The organism is Burkholderia sp. BCC0322 (assembly GCF_902833045.1).
GTDB lineage: Bacteria > Pseudomonadota > Gammaproteobacteria > Burkholderiales > Burkholderiaceae > Burkholderia.
Window position 1 is genome coordinate 118,510 of sequence record NZ_CADFDU010000002.1, and the last position, 21,310, is coordinate 139,819.

Here is a 21,310-nt window from a genome sequence, read left to right on the forward strand (position 1 = left end):
CCGATCGCCGGCGGCCCGACCACCTGTCCGAGATCGTTGCTCCTGCACGACGTGGCCGATGCCGAGCGGCGCCGGTGGCGTACCGGCAGGCAGGCCGCGATGCCGCCGAACACGCCGCCGAACGGAAACACCGGCATGATCCCGCTCGGCAACGCGAGCGAGCCGCCGAACTCGTGCTGGAGCGACGGCAATACGATCGTCGCCTTGCCGACGTGCAACGCCGACACGATGCTCGCGAGCACGACGTTCGCGACTGCGGCCCGGTCGCCGCGCGACGGCAGCGTGGCGGCATCGGCCGCGACAGGCGATTCGGGCATCTCCCCCTCCGTTGAAACGGCCGCGTGCAACGGGATGCGTCACGCGTCCGAGATCGGACTGCCGCACATGATACAAATTGAAGTTCACTTCAAGTAAAGGGGTAATGTGCGCAACGATCCGTTCCGCCAATCGCGGCAATGGGCCGGCATGGCAGCGTGCGCCTGCCTGATCCAAGCTGTCGGCTTCGCCCCGACGACGCTGCAAACGACCGCATGCCGACCGGCGCGATGCGCCGCTGCACGACAGCCCGGACGGCCAGGTCGTGCAATTCGACGCCGGCATGGGGCGGCCATTCGAGCACGTCGTGATCGAGGGCGCGCCGGCGAATGGCGACGGCCCGTTCAGCGTCGGCGCGTGGATCACGCGCTACGGCGCCGCGCCGCTGCCGGCCGCGCTGCAAGGCAGGACTCGCCGGCTGTCGAACGAGCATTTCATGGCTGCCGATATCGGCAGGCTGCCCGCCGACGATGCGCTCGCGCGGGCGCTCGCCTGCCACACCCCGCACGACATCGATAGGTTCAATGCGCACGCCCCGTTCCCGCCGCTCCAGCCGAATCCGGCCGCGTTCCTGTTCGCACACCGGCTGGATGGGCAGATCGCCGCCGCCGCGCGCTATGGCTTTGCGTCGGCGCGCGATATCGTCGTCGACCGGGTCGGGACGGCCGACGCGTACCGCCGCCGCGGCCTCGCGATGCAGTTGCTCGTCGCGATCGTCGCGCATGCCCGGCAACGCGGCGCGCAGCGCGTGTGGCTCGTGTCGACCGAGGCCGGCCTGTCGCTGTGCCGCGCGGCCGGGTTCACGCTGCTCGCACCGGTTGCGGTCGACGAAGTCGTCGCCTGAATGCGCGTCGCACCACACCGGCCATCGCCGCGCGTCTCACGATTCGTCTCACGGCGCTGAGACGAACGTCCCAGCGTCTCACCGGCGTGTCGTTCAGCTTTCGCAGCAAACTTCACGCCGCGCCCCCGTCAGACCTTTTCCTGTCAACGAACCGGGAAATACCGCATCGCACCACGCACATCCGGTCGGATCGCCGCCCGGCGCCCCCACTCAGGCTGGCCCCGTTCCTGCATACCGGTCGATCGCGCAATCGCGCGACGGGCGCACCGGCAGCCACGCCTCGCGCCCGACGACAACCCGATGGAGACAGCAACGTGAGTACACCGGCATCGACCACAGCTCCCAGCATGAAAGCCGCCGTCTGGCACGGCCGCCACGACATCCGCGTCGAACAGGTACCCGTTCCGGAGCGCCCGCCGGCAGGCTGGGTCACGATTCGCGTGCACTGGTGCGGGATCTGCGGCTCCGACCTGCACGAATACGTCGCGGGCCCCGTCTTCATCCCGGTCGACGCGCCGCATCCACTGACGGGCCTGAAGGGCCAGTGCATCCTCGGCCACGAGTTCAGCGGCGAGATCGCCGAACTCGGCGCGGGCGTGACGGGCTTCACGGTCGGCGACCGCGTGACGGCCGACGCATGCCAGCATTGCGGCACCTGCTGGTATTGCAGGCATGGGCTGTACAACATCTGCGAGAACCTTGCGTTCACCGGGCTGATGAACAACGGCGCATTCGCCGAATACGTGAACGTACCGGCCGAGTTGCTGTACAAGCTGCCCGACGATTTCCCGACCGAGGCCGGCGCGCTGATCGAGCCGCTTGCGGTCGGGCTGCATGCGGTGAAGAAGGCCGGCAACATCGTCGGGCAGACCGTCGTCGTGGTCGGCGCGGGCACGATCGGCCTGTGCACGATCATGTGCGCGAAGGCCGCAGGCGCCGGGCGCGTGATCGCGCTGGAAATGTCGGCCGCGCGCAAGCAGAAGGCGCTGGAAGTCGGCGCGAGCGTCGTCGTCGATCCGAAGACGTCCGACGCGATCGCGGAAGTCAAGGCGCTGACCGGCGGCTACGGCGCCGACGTGTCGTTCGAGTGCATCGGGCATACAACCACGGCGAAGCTCGCGATCGACGTGATCCGCAAGGCCGGCAAGTCGGTGATGGTCGGCATCTTCGAGGAGCCGGCGCCGTTCAACTTCTTCGACATCGTGTCGACCGAGAAGGAAGTGATCGGCTCGCTCGCGTACAACGGCGAATTCGCGGACGTGATCCGCTTCATCGCGGACGGCCGCATCGACGTGCAACCGCTCATCACCGGGCGCATCACGCTCGGCGACATCGTCTCGCACGGCTTCGAGGAACTGGTCAACCACAAGGACCGGAACGTGAAGATCATCGTTCAGCCCGGCGTCGCCTGACCGCACGCGCGGCCGCGGCAGCGATGCGCGCCGCGGTACGCATGCTGCAAGTGTCACCCTGAACGGGCGGCGCGCCAGCCTGCCATTTCCCCCTCATTGCCGCCGTCGTCGAGCGGCACGAAGGCGCCATCCACGTGCACAGCGTCGTGCAGCAGGGCACCACGGTCACGATCACGCTGCCGGCCGCGGCGCTTCCGTGACGGCGGCGCCGGCGGCAAGCGGCCGGGGCGGCACCGCATCCCCGCCCGATTCTTCGATATACTGGACCGAACCCTTTTCGGGGCAACCGCGGGCCACCACGCCCGTCGCACGTTCGCCCCAACCTGCGTGGAATTGCTCACCGTGAAACCGCGAGCCGGACTGATTCTCGAACTCTTCGTCAACCTGGTGCTGCCCTGGGTTGCCTACCGGGCTGCTCAGCCCTATTTCGGCGAAACCGGCGCGCTGTATGCGTCGGCGATCCCGCCGATCATCTGGTCGATCGTCGAATTCATCCGCTCGCGCCGCGTCGATGCGGTGGCGGCCATCGTGCTGCTCGGCATCGCGCTGTCGATCATCGGGATGGCGCTCGGCGGCAGCCCGCGCACGCTGCTGATGCGCGAATCGCTCGCGTCGGGCACGATCGGCGTCGTGTTCCTGCTGTCGCTGTTCCGCGAACGCCCGCTGATCTTCTATCTCGCCCGCGCCACCGTGGCCCGCGAGATGGATGGCGGCGCCGCGCATTTCGAAGCCGTCTGGAACGCACAGCCGGGGCTGCGTCAAATGCTCCGGCGGATGACCTTCGTCTGGGGCGCGTTCATGACCCTGGAAATGCTGCTGCGCCTCTGGATGGTCGTGACCTGGCCGGTCGAACGCGTGCTGGTCGTGTCGCCGGTCATGGGCTACACCGTGTTCGGCTGCCTGCTGCTGTGGACGTTCTGGTACCGGCGGCGGATGCGCGAGCGCAACAGCGTCCACATCCCGGGCCGCGACGGCGTCACGGAAACCGCCGCCCGCTGACCGCCGACGGTTCCGGCCAGCATGGCAAGACGGCTGCTGTATGATGCGCGGCGTCTCGTCCGACGAATGCCGCTCCTGTCATGTCCCTTTCGCTCCTTCCGTCCGCCACGATCTGGCTCGCCCTGTTCACGGCCGCCGCGTTCGCGTGGCATCGCCCGCAGCACGGCCTGAGCGTCGGCCTTGCCGCGCTCGGCTATGCGTGCGCGCTGGCGTTCGGCAAGCTCGCGCCGCTCGCGCTGGCGCCCCTCGCGTTGCTGGCCGCGGCCGCCTGGGGCGTGATGCCCGAGCGAGCGCGCGCGGTGCGCATCGCCGCGCACGGCGTCTTTGCCGCGCTCGCGATCGCGCTCAGCCTGCACCTGATCCCGGGCTTCCACAATCCGCGCGTGATCGGCCCGACGCGCTTCACGCCGGATGCCGTGCCGTTCACGATGTACCTGAACCTCGACAAACCGCTCGTGGGCCTGTGGCTGGTGTGGGTGCTGCCGTGGGTCGCCCCCGACATCCCGCTGTCGCGCGCGCTGCGCACCGGCGCGGTGGCGGCCGTCGTAACGGCGGCCGCATGCCTGGCCGGCGCGCTCGCATTCGGGATGGTCGGCTGGGCGCCCAAGTGGCCGCCGTCGGGCTGGCTGTGGCTCGTGAACAACCTGCTGATCGTGACGCTCGCCGAGGAAGCGCTGTTCCGCGGCTACGTGCAGGGCGGGCTGACGCGCGCGCTGCGCGGATTCGCATGGGGGCCATGGGTCGCGCTGGCGATCGGCTCGGTGCTGTTCGGCGCCGCGCATGCAGCCGGCGGCTGGCAATGGATCGTGCTCGGCACGGTGGCCGGCATCGGCTACGGCCTCGCCTGGCGGCGCGGCGGGCTGCTCGCATCCGCGCTCGCGCATGCGGGACTGAACATCGTCCACTTCGGCCTGTTCACCTACCCGATGCTCGACGCCGCGCGCTGACGGCCGCGCGGCGCCGCCGCTCAGTTGATCCCGGCGACCGCGTGCGGCACGTACGGGCGTTCGAGCGTGGCGATCTCGTCGTCGGTCAGTTTCAGCTCGAGCGCGGCCAGTGCGTCGTCCAGCTGCCGCGCCTTCGAAATGCCGACGATCGGCGCGGTCACCCCGCGCTTCTGCGCGACCCAGGCGAGCGCGACCTGCGCACGCGGCACGTTGCGGGCGGCCGCGATCGTCGCAACGGCGTCGACGACCGCCTTGTCCGACTCCGCCGTCGCATCGTAAAGCCGCTGGCCGACCGCGTCGCTCTGCTGCCGCTCGGTCGACTCGTCCCAGTTGCGGGTCAGGCGGCCGCGCGCGAGCGGGCTCCACGGAATCACCGCGATCCCTTCGTCTGCGCACAGCGGCAGCATTTCCCGCTCTTCTTCCCGATACAGCAGGTTCAGGTGGTTCTGCATGCTGACGAAGCGGGTCCAGCCGTGCTGCTTCGACGTGTGCAGCGCCTTCGCGAACTGCCACGCGAACATCGACGATGCGCCGATGTAGCGTGCCTTGCCGGCCTTCACGACATCGTGCAGCGCCTCGAGCGTTTCCTCGAGCGGCGTGCCGTCGTCCCAGCGGTGAATCTGGTAGAGATCGACATAGTCGGTGCCGAGCCGCTTCAGGCTCTGGTCGATGTCGGTCATGATCGCCTTGCGCGACAGCCCCGCGCCGTTCGGCCCCGGCCGCATCCGGTAGAACACCTTGGTCGCGATCACGATCTCGTCGCGTTTCGCGAAATCGCGCAGCGCACGGCCGACGATCTCCTCCGACGTGCCGTCGGAATACATGTTCGCGGTATCGAAGAAGTTGATGCCGGCTTCGACCGCCCGCTGGATGATCGGGCGGCTCTCCGCTTCCGGCAGCGTCCACGGATGCGTGCCGCGTGACGGTTAGCCGAACGTCATGCAACCCAGCACCAGCCTGGACACCTCCAGCCCTGTCGATCCGAATTTCACGTAATCCATTGCACGCCTCGCCATTGAAGTTGAGCGGACGGCCGGACGCGCGCCGCGCATCCGCCGAACCGTCGCATGGTATCCCGGGCGGTAAAAATGCGTGCGGCGTCGCCGCATCGTACGAAGGCAGTGCCCGTCAGCGCGAGATCGCACGGGGCGCCGGCTGCGCAGCGGCGCCGGCCGTTTCCTTGCTGACTTGCTTACTTGACCTGGTCGGCGATCGGCTGCAGGAACGCGGAGAAGCCGGTCAGCATGATCTGCACGCCGATGCACAGCAGCAGGAAGGCCGACACGCGCTTCGCGACCTTGGTGCCTTCGCTGCCGAGGTAGCGCGACAGCAGCGCGGAGCGGCTGTAGACCTGCCAGATCACGATCGCGACCAGCACGGAGACGGCGATCGACACGATGCTCGACAGCATGAATTCCGACAGCTTGTGCGTGCGGTTCGCATTCAGCGCGATCGCGGTCGCGATCGAGCCGGGGCCGACCGTCAGCGGCATGGTCAACGGGAAGAACGCGCGCGTCATGATCGCGTTCGCGTCGATCGGCTTGACCGGCGTGTCGCCGCCGCCCGGGCCGTCGGGTTCGTTCAGCATCTGCCAGCCCGCGACGGCAACCGCGAAGCCGCCGCCGATCCGCAGCGCTTCCATCGAAATCCCGAAGAAATGCAGCACCGGCGTCCCGGCGAAGAACGCGACCATCAGCACGATGAACGCGTTGAACGCGACCTTCCTCGCGAGCAGATCGCGCTCGTGCTCGGTGAGCGCCTCGGTCCGTTCGAGAAACAGGAACGCGATGCCGATCGGGTTGATGATGCCGATCAGGCCGGTGAAGCCGAACAGGATCTCGGAGATAAGGCGGTTGACGATCATCGGATGAGGAATCGGTCGGGGCTGGGCCGGCAGCGCGCCGGAGGTCACGCATTGTAGAGCAAGCGCCCGCGCCGCCCAATTCGCGCCGGGCCCGTCGTGCGGTCGATCGTCGCCCTTTCGCCTTCGTTTCCCCGTCGTTTCCCCTTACTCGGCGCCCGCCTCCCATGCCGGCGGACGCTTCGCGAAGAACGCGGTGAAGCCCTCCTTCGCTTCCGGCGTTGCCCGCACGCGGGAAATCGTCTGCGCGGTGAACGCCGCGCGCTCGTCCGACGGCGGATACTCGCCGATCGCGTCGAAGAAGCGCTTGATCTCCATCAGCGCATTCGGGCCGTTGCGGCCGAGTTCGGCGAGCGTCTTGTCGAGTGCTTCGTCGAGCGAATCGAGCGGCACGGCCTGATGAATCAGGCCGATCGCGACCGCTTCGCCGGCGGCGAGCTGGGTCGCCGTCAGCGCGAGCCGGCGCGCCTGGCGCTGGCCGACCGCCTCGACCAGGTACGGGCCGATCACGGCCGGCAGGATCCCGAAACGGGCTTCGCTGACCGAGAAGCGCGCGTGATCGCTCGCGATCACGATGTCGCACGCCGCGCACAGGCCGACGCCGCCGCCGAACGCATGGCCCTGCACACGCGCCACCGTCGGCTTCGGACATTGCCGGATCGCGCGCATCATCGCGGCGAACCGCTGCGCGTCGCGCAGGTTCGCCTCCGCGTCGTTCGCGCTCGCGCGCTGCATCCACTGCAGGTCGGCGCCCGCGCAGAACGCGCGGCCGTCCGAACGCAGCACGATCGCGCGCACGTCGTCGCGCCAGCCGAGCGTGGTGAACGCGTCGGTCAGTTCGGCGATCATCGTCTCGTCGAATGCGTTGAGCACGTCGCCGCGCTGCAGCGCGACGGTTGCGATACCGCGCGCATCGACCGTGACGGCCAGGGTCTTCAATCCATCCATCGAACAGGTTTCCTCGGGTTGAACGGCAAACATGAGAATCAGGCGGCCAGGGCCTGTTCACACTCATAACGGACCTGCGAACGTGCGTTGCCGGTCGCAGTGCAAGAAGCAGGGAGCGCCGTTTGGCCGAGCCAAACAAGCGACGCGCGACGCCGCAATGCGGCCGGCTACGCACGTTCCCCTGTTTGAAAAAATCAGTCGTGGGGCTAGCCCGTTACGAGCGTGAACGGGCTCTAGCGGCGGTCGATCACGCGCCGGGCCTTGCCGGTCGCGGTCGCGGGAATGCCGCCCGCCGCCAGCACCGTCACGCCGGACGACACGCCGACCATCGTCTTGATCCGGTGCTGCAGCTCACGCGCGAGCCCCGCACGATCGCTTTCGCCGACGGACGCGGCCGCCTCGGAGCGCAGCTCGACCGCGAGGTCGAGCCGGTCCATGTGACCGTCGCGCGACAGCGTGATCTGGAACTGGCCCGACAACTGCGGCAGCGCGACGACGATCTCCTCGATCTGGCTCGGGAACACGTTCACGCCGCGCACGATCAGCATGTCGTCGGAGCGGCCCGTGATCTTCGCGAGACGGCGCATCGCGCGCGCGGTCGGCGGCAGCAGCGCGGTAAGGTCGCGCGTGCGGTAGCGGATCACCGGCATCGCTTCCTTCGTCAGCGACGTGAACACGAGCTCGCCGTGGCTGCCGTCGGGCAGCACCTCGCCCGTGACCGGGTCGATGATTTCCGGGTAGAAATGGTCTTCCCAGATCACCGGGCCGTCCTTCGTCTCGACGCATTCGCACGCGACGCCCGGGCCCATCACTTCCGACAGTCCGTAGATATCCAGCGCGTCGATGCCCACGCGCGTCTCGACTTCCTCGCGCAGCGCCTGCGTCCACGGCTCGGCGCCGAAGATGCCGATCTTCAGCGACGACTCGGCCGGGTCCATCCCCTGCCGCACCATCTCGTCGATCAGGTTCAGCATGTACGACGGCGTAACGAGGATGATCTTCGGCTCGAAATCGCGGATCAGCTGCACCTGCTTCTCGGTCTGCCCGCCCGACATCGGCACGACCATGCAGCCGAGCCGCTCCGCGCCGTAATGAATCCCGAGGCCGCCGGTGAAGAGCCCATAGCCGAACGCGTTGTGCAGCGTGTCGCCGGGACGGCCGCCCGCCGCGCGGATCGAGCGCGCGGTCACGTTCGCCCAGGTATCGATGTCGCGCGCGGTGTAGCCGACCACCGTCGGCTTGCCCGTCGTGCCGCTCGACGCGTGCACACGCACGACCTGCTCGCGCGGCACCGCGAAAAGCCCGAACGGATAGTTGTCACGCAAGTCGTTCTTGGTCGAGAACGGGAATTTCGCGAGATCGGCGAGCGACTTCAGGTCATCCGGATGCACGCCCGCCGCATCGAACGTGCGGCGATAGTGCGGGACGTTGTCGTACGCGTGGCGCAGCGACCACTTGAGGCGCGCGAGTTGCAGCGCGTGCAGTTCGTCGCGACTGGCAGTCTCGATCGGCTCGAGGGCGGCGGCGGGATGCGTCGGGTGAGTCATCGGGGTGCTCCTCCAGCGGAGTGATGTCGTTATCGTGTTCGAAGCAGCGGGGGCGACGGCTACGACCGGAACGTGCGGCCGGCCGCGTGCAGCGCGGCAATGCGCGGCGACACGCGATAGCGGTCCTCGCCGTAGCTCGCCGCCAGGTTCGACAGCACGCGATGCACGCGGCCGATGCCGATCGCATCGGCCCACGCGAGCGGGCCGCACGGGTAGTTCACGCCCTTCTCCATCGCGAGATCGAGATCGGCGGGCGAACACACGCCCTGGTTCACCGTGTCGGCCGCCTCGTTCGCGAGCATCGCGACGGTGCGCATCGCGACCATGCCCGGCACGTCCGCCACGCCGATCACGCGAAAACCGGCCTGCTGGAACAGGCCGACCGCGTCCGCATAAGCCGCGTCGCTGCACTGGAGCGCGCGCGTCAGCGCGACGAGCCCGGCCTGCGCGTAATCGCGCGCAAGGTCGACCAGCACGAGATCGGCGGCACCCGTCTGCGCGGCGCGCGCGGTCGCGGTGCGGCCGTCGGTCAGCGCGATCGATGCGCGGCCGGCCGTGGCGAGCAGGTCGTCGGCGGTCGCGGCGGCCAGCCGGGCGCCGGCGATGCGTTCGGCAAAGCGCGCGTGCAGCGCGGCGGCCGGGCCGTCCTGTGCGAACAGCACGACTTCGGCCGGCGCGTCGCGCGGCGTTTCGAATTCGGGCACGGGCGGCGTCGCGCCGTTCGCATACACATAGAAGCCGCGACCCGACTTGCGCCCGAGGAAGCCCGCGTTCACGAGTTCCTGCTGGATCAGCGACGGCGTGTAGCGCGGATCGTTGAAGTACGCGCGGAACACCGACTCGGTCACCGCGAAGTTCACGTCGTGGCCGATCAGGTCCATCAGCTCGAACGGCCCCATCCGGAAGCCGCCGGCCTCGCGCATCACCGCGTCGATCGATGCCGGCGCGCCGCCCTGCTCGTTCAGCACGCGCAGCGCCTCCGCGTAATACGGCCGCGCGACGCGATTGACGATGAAGCCCGGCGTCGATTTCGCCATCACGGGTCGTTTGCCCCACGCGGCCGCGGTCGCATAAAGAACCTGCGCGACGTCGGGCGCGGTCGCGAGCCCGCTGACCACCTCGACGAGCGCCATCAGCGGCGCCGGGTTGAAGAAATGCAGGCCCGCGACGCGCTGCGGCACGCGCAGCCCGGCCGCGATCGACGTGATCGAAATCGACGACGTGTTGGTGGCCAGCAGGCACGCGTCGTCGACATGGCGCTCAAGGGCTGCGAAGATCTCGCGCTTCACGTCGAGCCGCTCGGCCGCCGCCTCGACGATCAGTGCCGCGCCCGCGAAGTCGGCCAGTTCACGCACCGCGCGAATCCGGGCGCCGGCCGCGTCGGCCTGGGCGGGTTCGAGCCGGCCCTTCTCCGCGAGCCGCGCGAACTGCGCACGGATGCCGGCCAGCGCGTTGTCGCAGGCGGCGTCGCTCAGGTCGTGAAGCAGCACCGGATGGCCGGCCGCCGCCGCAACCTGCGCAATACCCGCGCCCATCGCGCCGGCACCGATCACGCCGACGACGGCCGACGGCGCCAGCGCGCCCGAGTTCACCGAATGTGCAGAAGAAACAGCCATCGCTTGCGATCCGTCATGAAGTGGAAGTGTGAGCAATTATAAACCGACCGGTCGGTAGATTTATGTCAGGGCGAGCCCGAATTTGTCGTGCAAGAGACCGTTACGGAAACTGCAAAGACAAAAAAATTGAAAGGTCGGGGCACTTTTTGCGGACAGAAAGGTCAATGAAAGCATTCGAATATGAGATAGCGACCCCCGAACGCCTGATAAAATTCGACAACTCGCCGGATTTCAGGGGGAACCCGCGTGTCACGCTGCCACCGTCGTCCGACCTTCCGGGGTCGGAACCGAGCCTCCGGCCCGGGCCGCGTCTCATGTGCCGGCCTCGCCACGTGCGGCCAGCCGCATCGAACCGTTTCATCCAGCGACGGGCTTCGGCCCGCCCGCGCCCCTCGCTGCCTCACGGCGGCGAACCCAGGGCAGCACCGTTGCGTGCCGCCACCTTTCGGTTTCATCGTCCTCGTTCGGCAGATAGTTCGGCCGGGCTTCGTCAACCCGTGACGGCGCGTCGCGCGCCGCCACTCGCATAAGGAAACCCTTCATGCCGCTCTCGTCCAACCAGCTCCCGCGCTGGACCCTCGTGGCCCCGCTTGCCGCATGGCTGGTCCTCGCGCTGTCGCGCGTCGTGCCAGCCGAAGGCCTCGTCATCGCGGTGTTCGCCGCCGCACTCGCCGGCGCCGTGTTCGCCGCTGTCCACCATGCGGAAGTCGTCGCGCACCGCGTCGGCGAGCCGTTCGGCACGCTCGTGCTCGCGGTCGCCGTGACCGTCATCGAAGTCGCGCTGATCGTGTCGGTGATGCTCGGCGCGGGCCCCGAGAAGTCGGGCCTCGCCCGCGACACCGTGTTCGCCGCCGTGATGATCATCTGCAACGGCATCGTCGGCATCTGCCTGCTGGTCGGCGCGTGGAAGCACGGCGAACAGGACTTCCAGGGCCGTGGCGCAAGCAAGGCGCTCGCGGTGCTGGCGTCGCTGTCGGTGCTGTCGCTTGTGATGCCGAACTACCTGAACGCCGCACCCGGCCCGTTCTTCTCGAAATCGCAGCTCGCGTTCGCCGGCGTGTCGTCGCTCGTGCTGTACGGCGCATTCGTGTTCGTGCAGACCGTGCGTCACCGCGACTACTTCCTCACCGCGCACGACAGCGCGAACGAATCGGTGCACGCGGCGCCGCCGAGCAACCGCACCGCCGTGATCAGCATGCTGCTGCTGTTCGCGAGCCTCGTCGCGGTCGTGCTGCTCGCAAAGCTGCTGTCGCCGGCCGTCGAGCACGCCGTAATGAAGCTCGGCGCGCCCGAAGCCGCGGTCGGTATCGTGATCGCCGCGCTCGTGCTGCTGCCGGAAGGGCTCGCGGCCGTCACCGCAGCGCGTGCGAATCGCCTGCAGACCAGCATGAACCTTGCGCTCGGTTCGGCGCTCGCGAGTATCGGGCTCACGATCCCGACCGTCGCGGCCGTGTTCATCTGGGTCGGCCAGCCGCTCACGCTCGGCATCGGCCCGATGGAAACCGTACTGCTGGCGCTCACCCTGCTGGTCAGCACGCTGACGCTCAGCCAGGGGCGCACGACGGTGCTGCACGGCGTCGTGCACCTGTCGCTGTTCGCCGCGTACCTGTTCCTGTCGATCACTCACTGACGCAGAAAAGCGCGCGGCCCGGCGGATCACCTCCGCCGGGCCGCGCGCAGTCTTTCACGTCCCTTCAGCTTCCTTCGTTCACGTCACGCCGCCGTTACCGCACCGGAATCACGAGGTGCTGGCCCGCCAGGATCAGGTTCGGGTTGGCAAGGTTGTTGCGGCGTTGAATCTCGCGATAGCGCTGGCCGCTGCCGAGCTTGCTCGCCGCGATCATGTTCAGCGTGTCGCCCGCCTTCACCACATACGTGTGCTCGCCCGACGCGGCCGCGGTCGTCACCGCCTGGTCGCTGACGAAGTACTTGCGCAGCAGGTCGAGATACTGCGGCGACTGCTTGAGCTTCGCGATCGCGGCGTTCAGGTAGATCAGCAGATCCTGGTCGTCGGCGCGCACGCCGATCTTGTACGCGATGTTCGAGCCGTCGAGCTTGGTCACCGCGAACTTCAGGTCGGTGTCCTTGATCGAGCTGACCGCGAACGGATAGTCGTAGATGAACGCGTCGACCGTATGGCCGTCGATGCTCTTCGCGATGAACGCCGGATCGGAATCGTCGACTTCAACGAACTTCACGTTCGGATACTGGCGCGTGACGAATGCGCGCACGTCCGGGTCGCCCTTCAGGATGCCGACCGTCTTGCCCGCGAGATCGTCGGTCGAGCGGATCGCGGAGCCCTGCCGCACGATCAGCGAATAGCCGAAATCGTCGACGTACGGCACCGAATAGACCACGCCCGACGGCGTGTTGTCCGGGAACGTCAGCCCGTCCATCGCCACGTCGACCACGTGGTTCCCCTTCGCGTCCGTATCGAGCAGCTGCTTGGGCACGCCCGGATACGTGTCGACCTCGTGACGCGTATCGACGACGACCGGCTTGCCACCGTGCGAGAACGACGGATCCGCGAACAGCAGCCGCGCGAATTCGACGTTGAAGCCGTGCGGCGTGCCCTTGTCCTCGCCGAAGAACGGTTCGCTCGGGTTCTGCACGGAGATCCGCACGATGCCGTTTTCGGCAATCGATTTCAGCGTGCTGGCCTGCGGCGTGAAGCCCGCCGGCAGCACGTTGGACGACGGCGACGCCTGCGCGGACTGCCCGGTGTCGCCACTTTGCGCGGACGTCGAGGCCGGGGCCGCGTCATGCGCGGGAATCAGCGTCGACAGGCCGCCCTGATGCACGATCCATACGCCGACGAGCACGACCAGAAATGCGATGGCGCCAAGAAGTTTTTTCATGGTTGCGAGCCTGCAGGAAGTTATTGTTGTTTCGACGGCAGTTGCGCGGGGTTCGTCGCCTCGAGCCCGGGCGCGTGCGGCGCATTCATCACCGCCTGCTGCTGCGCCTGCTTGACCTCGGGGTTATCCATCAGCGACGTCTCCATTTCGGAGAACGCCTTGTTGACCGAGCGCATCACCGAATCGACGGCCACGTCGGTCTTGATCTGCTCGAACGTGTCGGACGCCTGCCGGCCCGCGAGCTTGTTCATCTGCTGCGCGGCCTGCGACATGTCCCACATCGCCTTCGCGCGGTCGATCGCCGACGCGAAATTCTTCAGTTCGGCCTGCACTTGCTTGTAGCGCCCCTCGCGGAACGCGAGCAGCTGCTTCATCGTGTCGAGCTGCTGCCGGAAGCGTGGCGCATCGTCCGGATACTGCTTCTCGAACAGCTCCGTCTTGTTCTCGAAGTTCTTCACCTCGGTGCGGAACGCGGTGATGCTGTCCGCGAATTTCTGTGCCGCCTGGCGCTTTTCCGCGAGCTGGTTGATCAGCGTCTCGATCGGATTGGCCTGCGCCTCCTGGACGATCATCTTCACCTTCTGGTTCGCGAACTTCATCGCGACGACTGGCGCGAAATAAATCGCGCCGAGGCCGATCACGCCCGCCGTGACCAGCGCGATCACCCCCTTCAGGATGAACAACGCGGCCGGTGCCGCGATTGCGACGCCGGCGACGATGATCGCCCACTTGATCAGCTTGACCTTGCCACTCCCCGAACTGCCGTTTGCTTCTTCATTCGAAAGCTGCGACATGAGTTTTTCTCCTTGAACCTCGAACCGAACTGCTTGCGTTTGCTTTTTCAAGCTCAATCGAAATGCTTCGGACTTCGGTGCCGCCGGGCAATCAGGCAGGCCGGCGGCGCAATGCAAGGATGGGCGCGACGGACGTCACGAGACGCCGGTGTAGGCGCCGTTCAGGATGCGGTGATGAGGAGCGGCAGACAACGCTGCGATGCGGCGCGCCGGACAGGCGCCGTCCATCGCCGCGGCGCTCGCGCGGACGGGAAAGTGTACCGATGCACGGTACGCAACGGGATGACGGATAGGTGACGCGCCGGGCGTCGGGAGAAGCGTTGTTCCGGCGGGCCGACAAACGCGGGGCCGGTATTCCGGTATGAGTGCGTAAAGGCTCATCGTTGTTCTTCTGTGTATCGCGGGTGCAGGAACCGCGCGGCCGGCGCGTCCCGCTCCAAATGCACGGACGTATCCTGCGCCGACCGGCATGCAGCGTCAAGCAGTTGTCGCAGTGCAGCGAACTACTGCGTTCCTCCTTTGGAACACGGGGAGCGAAGCGGCTTTCAACGCGGTAAGGATTCGCAGGACTGCGACCGGTCGTGCTCGGTGAGGATTGCTTGGCATCGCTTGCGCAAGCTTCCGGATTGAAAGCTTGTCACATCGCACCGACGGATTCCGCGTTTATGCGGTTGGCGCGCCGCCCTGCTCCTGCGGCAGAAACCGCTCGACCATCGCGTTGAACACCGGCAGCGCCGGATTGTCGTTGTCCGCTCGCCACGCGAGATACAGCTCGGCCGCCACGTCGGCGCCCGCCAGCGGCCGGAACATCACGCCGTCGACATGCAGTTCGCGCGCCGACGCCGGCACGAGCGCGGCACCGAGCCCCGCGCGCACGAGGCCGAGGATCGTATGCGTCTGCCCGACGTAGTGCAGGTAGTTCGGCAGCCGCCCCGCATTCGCGAACAGGCCCGAGATCAGGTCGTGGAAGTATTTCCCTTCGTTCGGCGAATACGCGATGAACGGCTGCCGATCGAGATCGTCAGGGCCGATGCGCTCGCACGCGGCGAGCGATGCGCCTTCCGCGACCGCAACCAGCATCGGCTCGCGCTGCACGAGCCGGTATTCGAGCGGCTGACGCGCGGCACGCTGGCGCACGAAGCCCGCGTCGAGCATCCGCGACGCCAGCGCATCGATCTGCACGGTCGACACCATCTCGCGCAATTCGATGTCGACGTCCGGCAGCGCGTGCGCCGCGTGCGCCAGCAACATCGGGATCATCCGGTATGCGCTGACCGCCGTGAAGCCGAGCGTGATGCGGCCGGCGCCGCCATGTGCGACGCGCTGCGCAGCCTGCTCGGCCCGTGCGGAGAATTCGAGGATGTGCCGCGCGTCGCGCAGGAACCGCTCGCCGGCCGCGGTCAGGCTGACCTGCCGGCTGCTGCGTTCGAGCAGCGCGATGCCGAGCGCATGCTCGAGCAGCTGGATCTGCCGGCTGAGCGGCGGCTGGGTCATGAAGAGCCGCCGGGCCGCGCGACCGAAATGCAGTTCCTCGGCGACCGCGACGAAGCAGCGAAGCTGGTGCAGTTCAATCATCCAATTCTTGAATCGATCGATAGTCTTTTGATGTTAGACGCATATCGATACGATTTCTATACTCGATTGCACCTGATGCACGGCCCGCGCCGTGCACGACGACCGAGACCTTCATGACCATCGACATCCTGCTCACCCAGCCGCTCCCCGACGCCATCGACGCCGAACTGTCCGCCCGTTACGCGGTGCACCGGCTGTATGCGGCCGAGCAACCGGACGCGCTGCTCGATCGCGTGGCCTCACGCATTCGCGGCGTCGTGACCGGCGGCGCGAACGGCCTGTCCGCCGCGCTGATGGACCGGCTGCCCGCGCTCGAGATCGTCGCGATCAGCGGCATCGGCACCGACGCCGTCGATCTCGACCGTGCCCGCGCACGCGGCATTCACGTGACGACGACGCCCGACGTGCTGACCGACGACGTCGCCGACATGGCGATGGGGTTGATCCTGATGACGCTGCGCGACCTCGGCGCCGGCGAGCGCATCGTGCGCGGCGGCCGCTGGGGTAAGGCGGCCCAACCGCTCGCAACGCAGGTGACCGGCAAGCGGCTTGGCATCGTCGGGCTGGGCCGCGTCGGACGCGCAATCGCGCAGCGCGCGCAGGCGTTCCGGATGCCCGTCAGCTATTTCGGCCCACGCGAGCATCGCGACAGCGGCTATCGCTTCGTGCCCGACCTCATCGCGCTCGCGCGCGACAGCGACGTGCTCGTGATCGCGGCATCGGCCGATCACGGCAACGTGCTCGTGACGGCCGACGTGCTCGCCGCGCTCGGCCCCCAAGGATTCCTGATCAATGTCGCGCGCGGCAAGCTGGTCGACGAAGCCGCGCTCATCCGCGCGCTCGCCGACAGCACGATCGCCGGCGCCGGCCTCGACGTATTCGCGAACGAGCCGCACGTGCCGGCCGCGCTGCTCGAGCTCGACCGTGTCGTCGTGCAGCCGCACCGTGCGAGCGCGACCCGCGAAACCCGCGAAGAGATGGGCCGGATCGTGCTGGCCAATCTTGCCGCGTGTTTTGCCGGCCAGCGCCCGCCGACCAGCGTCACGCGCTGATCCCCGCGCCGCACGGCGGCCACCCGTTACAACACCGGATGCCTCCGCACGACGGAGGCCAGGAGACACGCATGCCCAATCGATCCAGCGGCGCCGCCCTCGCCGCGTCGCCCGCCGCCTCGCGCACGATCGGCCGCGTCCGCTATGCGGTCCTCGCGCTGATTTTCGCAGTCACCGTCATCAACTATGCGGATCGCGCAACGATGTCGATCGCCGGAACCGGCGTCGCTCACGACCTCAGGCTGACGCCCGTGCAGCTCGGCATCGTCTTTTCCGCGTTCGCGTGGGCCTATGCGATCGGCCAGATCCCGGGCGGCTGGCTGCTCGACCGCTTCGGCGCCCGGCGCGTGTACGGCCTGAGCCTGCTGCTGTGGTCGGTCTTCACGATGCTGCAGGGCACGGTTGGCTGGCTCGCCGTGCAGGGCGCGGCCGCCACGCTCGCGCTGTTCGTCATGCGCTTCATGCTCGGCCTCGTCGAATCGCCGGCGTTCCCGGCCAACTCGAGAATCGTCGCGTGCTGGTTCCCGACCGCCGAACGCGGCACGGCATCGGCCCTGTTCAATTCGGCGCAGTACATGGCCGTCGTGCTGTTCACGCCCGCGATGGCCTGGCTCACGCATGCGCTCGGCTGGGAGCACGTGTTCCTGTGGATGGGGATGCTCGGCATCGCGCTCGCCGCGCTGTGGTTCGCGTGGTATCGCGAGCCGCACGGCCATCCGCGCGTGAGCGACGCGGAACGCGACTATCTGCGCGCGCACGGCGCGCTCGTCGATCTCGAGGCAAACCGCGTGCGCCATCGGCCGCGCGTGTCGTGGCACGACGTGTCTCAACTGTTCCGCCACCGGAACCTGTGGGCGATCTACATTGGGCAGTACTGCATCACCGCGCTCACCTATTTCTTCATCACGTGGTTCCCGATCTACCTGATCAAGGGCCGCGGGATGACGATCATGGAGGCCGGCTGGGTCGCCGCGCTGCCGGCGATCTGCGGGTTCACGGGCGGCGTGCTCGGCGGCGTACTGTCGGACTGGCTGATCCGGCGCGGCATGCATCCGTCGAAGGCACGCAAGACGCCGTTCGTCGTGGGAATGGCGATGGCGACGCTGCTCGTGCTGGCGAACGGCGCATCGTCGAACGCGGTCGTGATCGCGCTGATGACGATCGCATTCTTCGGCAAGGGGCTCGCGGCGGTCGGCTGGGCGGTGCTCGCCGACACGGCGCCGGAAGGGATGGTCGGGCTGAGCGGCGGCGTGTTCAACGGCCTCGGCAACATCGCCGGGATCGTCACGCCGCTCGTGATCGGCTACTTCGTCGCCAGCACGGGCTCGTTCGCCGGCGCATTATGGTTCGTCGCTGCACACGGCCTGCTCGGCATTGCCGCGTACGGATGGCTCGCGGGTCGCTTCGAGCGGATTCGCATCGCGCCGCGCGCATGAACCTCGTCGCGGCACGTGCGGTTCGCGCGATGCATGCCCGCTCGGATCGTCACGCGCGCTTGCGGCCACCCGGCGTCTGTTCGGTCGTCAGCCGGTCGAGTTCGCGCAGGTCGTTCTCCAGCGCGGGCGTGAGCGTCGTGCGCAGGTGGTCGAGGAACGTGCGGATCTTCGCGTCGAGATAACGGCGGGTCGCGTAGACGGCATACACGCTCACCGTCTGCAGCCGATACTCGGGCAGCACGCGGATCAGCCGCCCTTCGCGGATGTCATCGAGCACCGTGTACAACGCGACGCACGCGATCCCGCGCCCGGCGCGCACCGCGACGCACAGCGCGTCCGGCACGTTGACCTGGAACGGCGCGGGCTGCAGCGCGTAGACGGTCTCCTCGCCATCGCTGCGCTCGAGCCGCCATTCGCCGGCCGGCGAGGCGGGCGTATCGAGGCGCAGGCACACGTGGTTCGGCAATTCGTCGGGCGACTGCGGCGTGCCGTGGCGCGCCAGGTATTCGCGCGACGCGACGAGCACGCTGCAACTCGTGCCGCAGGTCTGCGCGACATAGCCCGAATCGGGCAGTTGCGACGCCGTCACGATCGACACGTCATAGCCCTCTTCGACGAGATTCGGCATCCGCTGCGCGAGCGTCAGCTCGACCGACACGTCGGGGTTGTCCTCCTGGTAGCGCACGATCGACGACACGACGTGACTCTGCCCGAGCCCCGTCATCGCATGGATGCGCATCTTGCCGCTCGGCCGCAGCAGCGCGTTGCGCGCCTCCGCGTTCGCGTAGTCGATTTCCGCGAGGATCGATTTCGCGCGCTCGAAATAGCGTTCGCCGCTTTCGGTGAGGCCGAGATGGCGCGTCGTGCGATGCAGCAGCCGCGTCTGTACGTGCGCTTCGAGGTTCGATACCGCGCGCGACACCTGCGCGGTGGTCGCGTCGATTTCCTTCGCGACCGCAGTAAAACTGCCGGCTTCGACAACGCGCACGAACAGGCGCATGTTTTCGAGCATGTCCATTGAATTGGCTTGGGGAGAGTCAGTGGGGAGGCGTCGGCAGCGCTCGCGTCAGATGAGGAACGGAACGCAGCCGCGAACCACGTCGAATCGATCACCGTGCCGGGAGAAAGGCGGGAGAGCGGGCATCGCGTACGTGGTTCTGGCATGACGGGGGGATTCAGTGGCCCGAATTGTACGCCGCCGCAGACAAATTTGCGCGGTTCCCCTGCCCGCAAGCTCTCATTGCATGAAAGGTTTTTGCAAGCAGCGCGCATCTCGCACATGCAACGGCTTGATGCAGCGCGACAATTTATATCACAACACGATATAATTCGCGGCTTGTCGCTGCGCGCATCCGCGCCGTCACCTTTACCGCTTACCGTCCATGTCGTCAGGCTCCCCTCAACCGCGCCGCACGTTGCGGCAATGGCTGCATAGCTTCGTTCCCCATCCGATGTCGCTGGGCTGGCGTGAGCGCCTGCGCTCGTGCACCGGCGCGCTCGTCGGCATCGCGACGGTCGGCGTGACGATGCGGCTGCTGCCCGGCGTGCCGGGCCTCGTGCCGCTGCTCGTCGCGCCGATGGGCGCGTCGGCCGTGCTGCTGTTCGCCGTACCGGCGAGCCCGCTCGCGCAACCGTGGCCGATCATTGGCGGCAATCTCGTCGCCGCGACGGTCGGTGTCGCGTGCGCCCAATGGATCGCCGATCCGATCACGGCCGCCGCAGTCGCGATCGCATGCGCGATCGGAGGCATGTTCGTGCTGCGCTGCGTGCACCCGCCGTCGGGCGCCGTCGCGCTCACGGCCGTGGTCGGCGGCCCGGCGATCCATGCGCTCGGGTTCAGATTCGTGCTGGAGCCGATCGTGCTGCAATCGGCCATCCTGCTGTCGGCCGCGCTCGTCTATCACGCACTGACCGGGCACCGCTACCCGCACGGCGGCGTGCGCGCCGAAGCGCAACCGCAGGCAGGCGGCGCCACACCCGCGCGAGGCGGTTTCACGCGCGGCGACCTCGACACGGTGCTGAAGCGCCGCGGCGAATGGCTCGACGTCGATCCGGACGATCTCGAAGCCCTGCTGCGCGAAACCGAGATGCAAGCGTATGCGCGCACGTTCGGTCGGCTCACGTGCGCCGACCTGATGACGAAGAACGCCATCGAAGTCGCGCCGTCGACGTCGGTGACGGCCGCGCTCACGCTGCTCGACCGCCACCGCGTGAAGGCGCTGCCCGTCGTCGACGGCGAAGGCCACCTGACCGGCATCGTCACGCGCGCCGACCTCACGCGCCGGCTGCACCGCCCGACCCCGCTGTGGCAACGCCTGTCCGCGCGGCTGCCGCAAGCGTTCGGCGGCCAGCCGGCGAGCGTCGCCACCGTGATGACGCGCGACGTCGCATACGCGCCGGAAACGATGCCGATCACCGCGCTCGCCGCGCTGTTGACGCATTCGGGCCACCACCACATTCCGGTCGTCGATGCATCTCACCGGCTCGTCGGGATCATTACCCAGACGGATCTCGTCACGGGCCTTTATCGGCAGACGCAGATGCTCGAGGCGGCGTAACGCATGCAGCGCACGTAACGCCACGTCACGGCCTGCTCGACACGGAGTGCATCCAATCCGCCACGATTCGGCCATTTATGTCATGTTGTGATATATTAATCGCTGCCGAAACTGACTGTCCGACCGCCCTCGATGAACGATACCCGACGCGCGCTGGCGAAAAGCGATTTCCAGCAACTGTCCGAATTCCGCTACCAGATGCGCCGCTTCGAGCGCTTCTCCGAGCGAGCCGCGCAAAGCGAAGGCGTAACGCCGCTGCAATACCTGCTGCTGCTGCACATCAAGGGTTATCCGCATCGCGAATGGGCAACCATCGGCGAACTCGCGGAACGCCTGCAGGCGCAGCATCACGGCGTCGTTGCGCTGGTCACGCGCTGCGAAGCGCTTGGCCTCGTGAAGCGCAAGACGAGCGAAGCGGATCGCCGGCAGGTCGAGGTCCACCTCGAGCCGGCCGGCGAGACACTGCTCGCCCGTCTTGCGGCCATGCATCGCGCCGAGCTGAAGTCGCTCAAGGACGCGTTCCAGGTTCCCCAGATCGATTACTGACC

General features: G+C 67.7%; 17 protein-coding genes and 2 pseudogenes. 9 read left to right on the top strand and 10 right to left on the bottom strand.

The features are described 5' to 3' along the window. Positions 1–77 precede the first annotated feature (77 nt). Positions 78–317 (bottom strand): annotated as a pseudogene (locus tag HWX39_RS06650) (MFS transporter); the annotation flags it as partial. 263 nt (positions 318–580) lie between these two features. On the opposite strand from HWX39_RS06650, the gene HWX39_RS06655 reads away from it, so the two are divergent. From HWX39_RS06655 to HWX39_RS06670, 4 genes are all read left to right on the top strand, one after another. Next, positions 581–1,159, top strand: a complete 579-nt coding sequence (locus HWX39_RS06655) for a GNAT family N-acetyltransferase (RefSeq protein WP_244134935.1) — start codon at positions 581–583, stop codon at positions 1,157–1,159. 347 nt (positions 1,160–1,506) lie between these two features. Next, positions 1,507–2,571 carry a 2,3-butanediol dehydrogenase gene (locus tag HWX39_RS06660; protein WP_175966368.1) on the top strand — a complete coding sequence of 355 codons (1,065 nt, stop codon included), beginning with the start codon at positions 1,507–1,509 and terminating at the stop codon, positions 2,569–2,571. A 342-nt stretch (positions 2,572–2,913) separates the two neighbouring features. Beyond that, positions 2,914–3,570, top strand: a complete 657-nt coding sequence (locus HWX39_RS06665; protein ID WP_175966370.1) for a VC0807 family protein — start codon at positions 2,914–2,916, stop codon at positions 3,568–3,570. 80 nt (positions 3,571–3,650) lie between these two features. Next, positions 3,651–4,517, top strand: a complete 867-nt coding sequence (locus HWX39_RS06670) for a CPBP family intramembrane glutamic endopeptidase (protein ID WP_175966372.1) — start codon at positions 3,651–3,653, stop codon at positions 4,515–4,517. Between the two features lie 20 nt (positions 4,518–4,537). On the opposite strand, the pseudogene HWX39_RS06675 reads toward HWX39_RS06670, so the two are convergent. The 5 genes and pseudogenes from HWX39_RS06675 to HWX39_RS06695 form a co-directional block, all read right to left on the bottom strand. Continuing rightward, positions 4,538–5,518: pseudogene (locus HWX39_RS06675) on the bottom strand (aldo/keto reductase). Positions 5,519–5,709: 191 nt separating this feature from the next. After that, the gene (locus tag HWX39_RS06680; protein ID WP_175966374.1) at positions 5,710–6,381 is read right to left on the bottom strand and encodes a MarC family protein; all 672 of its coding nucleotides are present in this window, start codon (positions 6,379–6,381) and stop codon (positions 5,710–5,712) included. A 144-nt stretch (positions 6,382–6,525) separates the two neighbouring features. After that, entirely contained in the window at positions 6,526–7,326 is an 801-nt protein-coding gene (locus HWX39_RS06685) for an enoyl-CoA hydratase-related protein (RefSeq protein ID WP_175966376.1), read from the bottom strand. Positions 7,327–7,559: 233 nt separating this feature from the next. Next, entirely contained in the window at positions 7,560–8,873 is a 1,314-nt protein-coding gene (gene paaK / locus HWX39_RS06690) for a phenylacetate--CoA ligase PaaK (RefSeq protein ID WP_175966378.1), read from the bottom strand. A 59-nt stretch (positions 8,874–8,932) separates the two neighbouring features. Then, positions 8,933–10,489 (bottom strand): 3-hydroxyacyl-CoA dehydrogenase, encoded by a 1,557-nt coding sequence (locus tag HWX39_RS06695; protein ID WP_175966380.1) that lies wholly within the window; start codon positions 10,487–10,489, stop codon positions 8,933–8,935. Between the two features lie 541 nt (positions 10,490–11,030). Here HWX39_RS06695 and HWX39_RS06700 point away from each other — a divergent pair. Continuing rightward, on the top strand, positions 11,031–12,119 hold the full coding sequence (locus HWX39_RS06700) for an ionic transporter y4hA (RefSeq protein WP_175966382.1): 1,089 nt from the start codon (positions 11,031–11,033) through the stop codon (positions 12,117–12,119). A 94-nt stretch (positions 12,120–12,213) separates the two neighbouring features. On the opposite strand, the gene HWX39_RS06705 is transcribed toward HWX39_RS06700, so the two are convergent. The 3 genes from HWX39_RS06705 to HWX39_RS06715 all read right to left on the bottom strand — a co-directional run bounded on the left by HWX39_RS06705 (position 12,214) and on the right by HWX39_RS06715 (position 15,716). After that, entirely contained in the window at positions 12,214–13,347 is a 1,134-nt protein-coding gene (locus HWX39_RS06705; RefSeq protein WP_175966384.1) for a transporter substrate-binding domain-containing protein, read from the bottom strand. 20 nt (positions 13,348–13,367) lie between these two features. Further along, positions 13,368–14,141, bottom strand: coding sequence for a hypothetical protein (locus HWX39_RS06710; RefSeq protein WP_175966386.1), 774 nt, complete (start codon positions 14,139–14,141; stop codon positions 13,368–13,370). 663 nt (positions 14,142–14,804) lie between these two features. After that, entirely contained in the window at positions 14,805–15,716 is a 912-nt protein-coding gene (locus HWX39_RS06715; RefSeq protein ID WP_175966388.1) for a LysR substrate-binding domain-containing protein, read from the bottom strand. A gap of 113 nt (positions 15,717–15,829) precedes the next feature. Here HWX39_RS06715 and HWX39_RS06720 point away from each other — a divergent pair, with 113 nt between their 5' ends. Together HWX39_RS06720 and HWX39_RS06725 are read left to right on the top strand one after the other, a co-directional pair. Beyond that, entirely contained in the window at positions 15,830–16,768 is a 939-nt protein-coding gene (locus HWX39_RS06720; RefSeq protein ID WP_175966391.1) for a 2-hydroxyacid dehydrogenase, read from the top strand. Positions 16,769–16,839: 71 nt separating this feature from the next. Then, complete coding sequence (locus tag HWX39_RS06725; protein WP_175966393.1) at positions 16,840–18,204, top strand: MFS transporter; 1,365 nt, start codon at positions 16,840–16,842, stop codon at positions 18,202–18,204. Positions 18,205–18,253: 49 nt separating this feature from the next. On the opposite strand, the gene HWX39_RS06730 is transcribed toward HWX39_RS06725, so the two are convergent. Continuing rightward, positions 18,254–19,222 carry a LysR family transcriptional regulator gene (locus tag HWX39_RS06730; protein ID WP_175966395.1) on the bottom strand — a complete coding sequence of 323 codons (969 nt, stop codon included), beginning with the start codon at positions 19,220–19,222 and terminating at the stop codon, positions 18,254–18,256. 364 nt (positions 19,223–19,586) lie between these two features. Between HWX39_RS06730 and HWX39_RS06735 the strand changes: the two genes are divergently transcribed. Next, entirely contained in the window at positions 19,587–20,762 is a 1,176-nt protein-coding gene (locus tag HWX39_RS06735) for an HPP family protein (protein ID WP_175966397.1), read from the top strand. A gap of 132 nt (positions 20,763–20,894) precedes the next feature. Continuing rightward, positions 20,895–21,308: a helix-turn-helix domain-containing protein gene (locus HWX39_RS06740; protein WP_085037382.1), complete on the top strand. Its 414-nt coding sequence runs from the start codon at positions 20,895–20,897 to the stop codon at positions 21,306–21,308. Positions 21,309–21,310 lie beyond the last annotated feature (2 nt).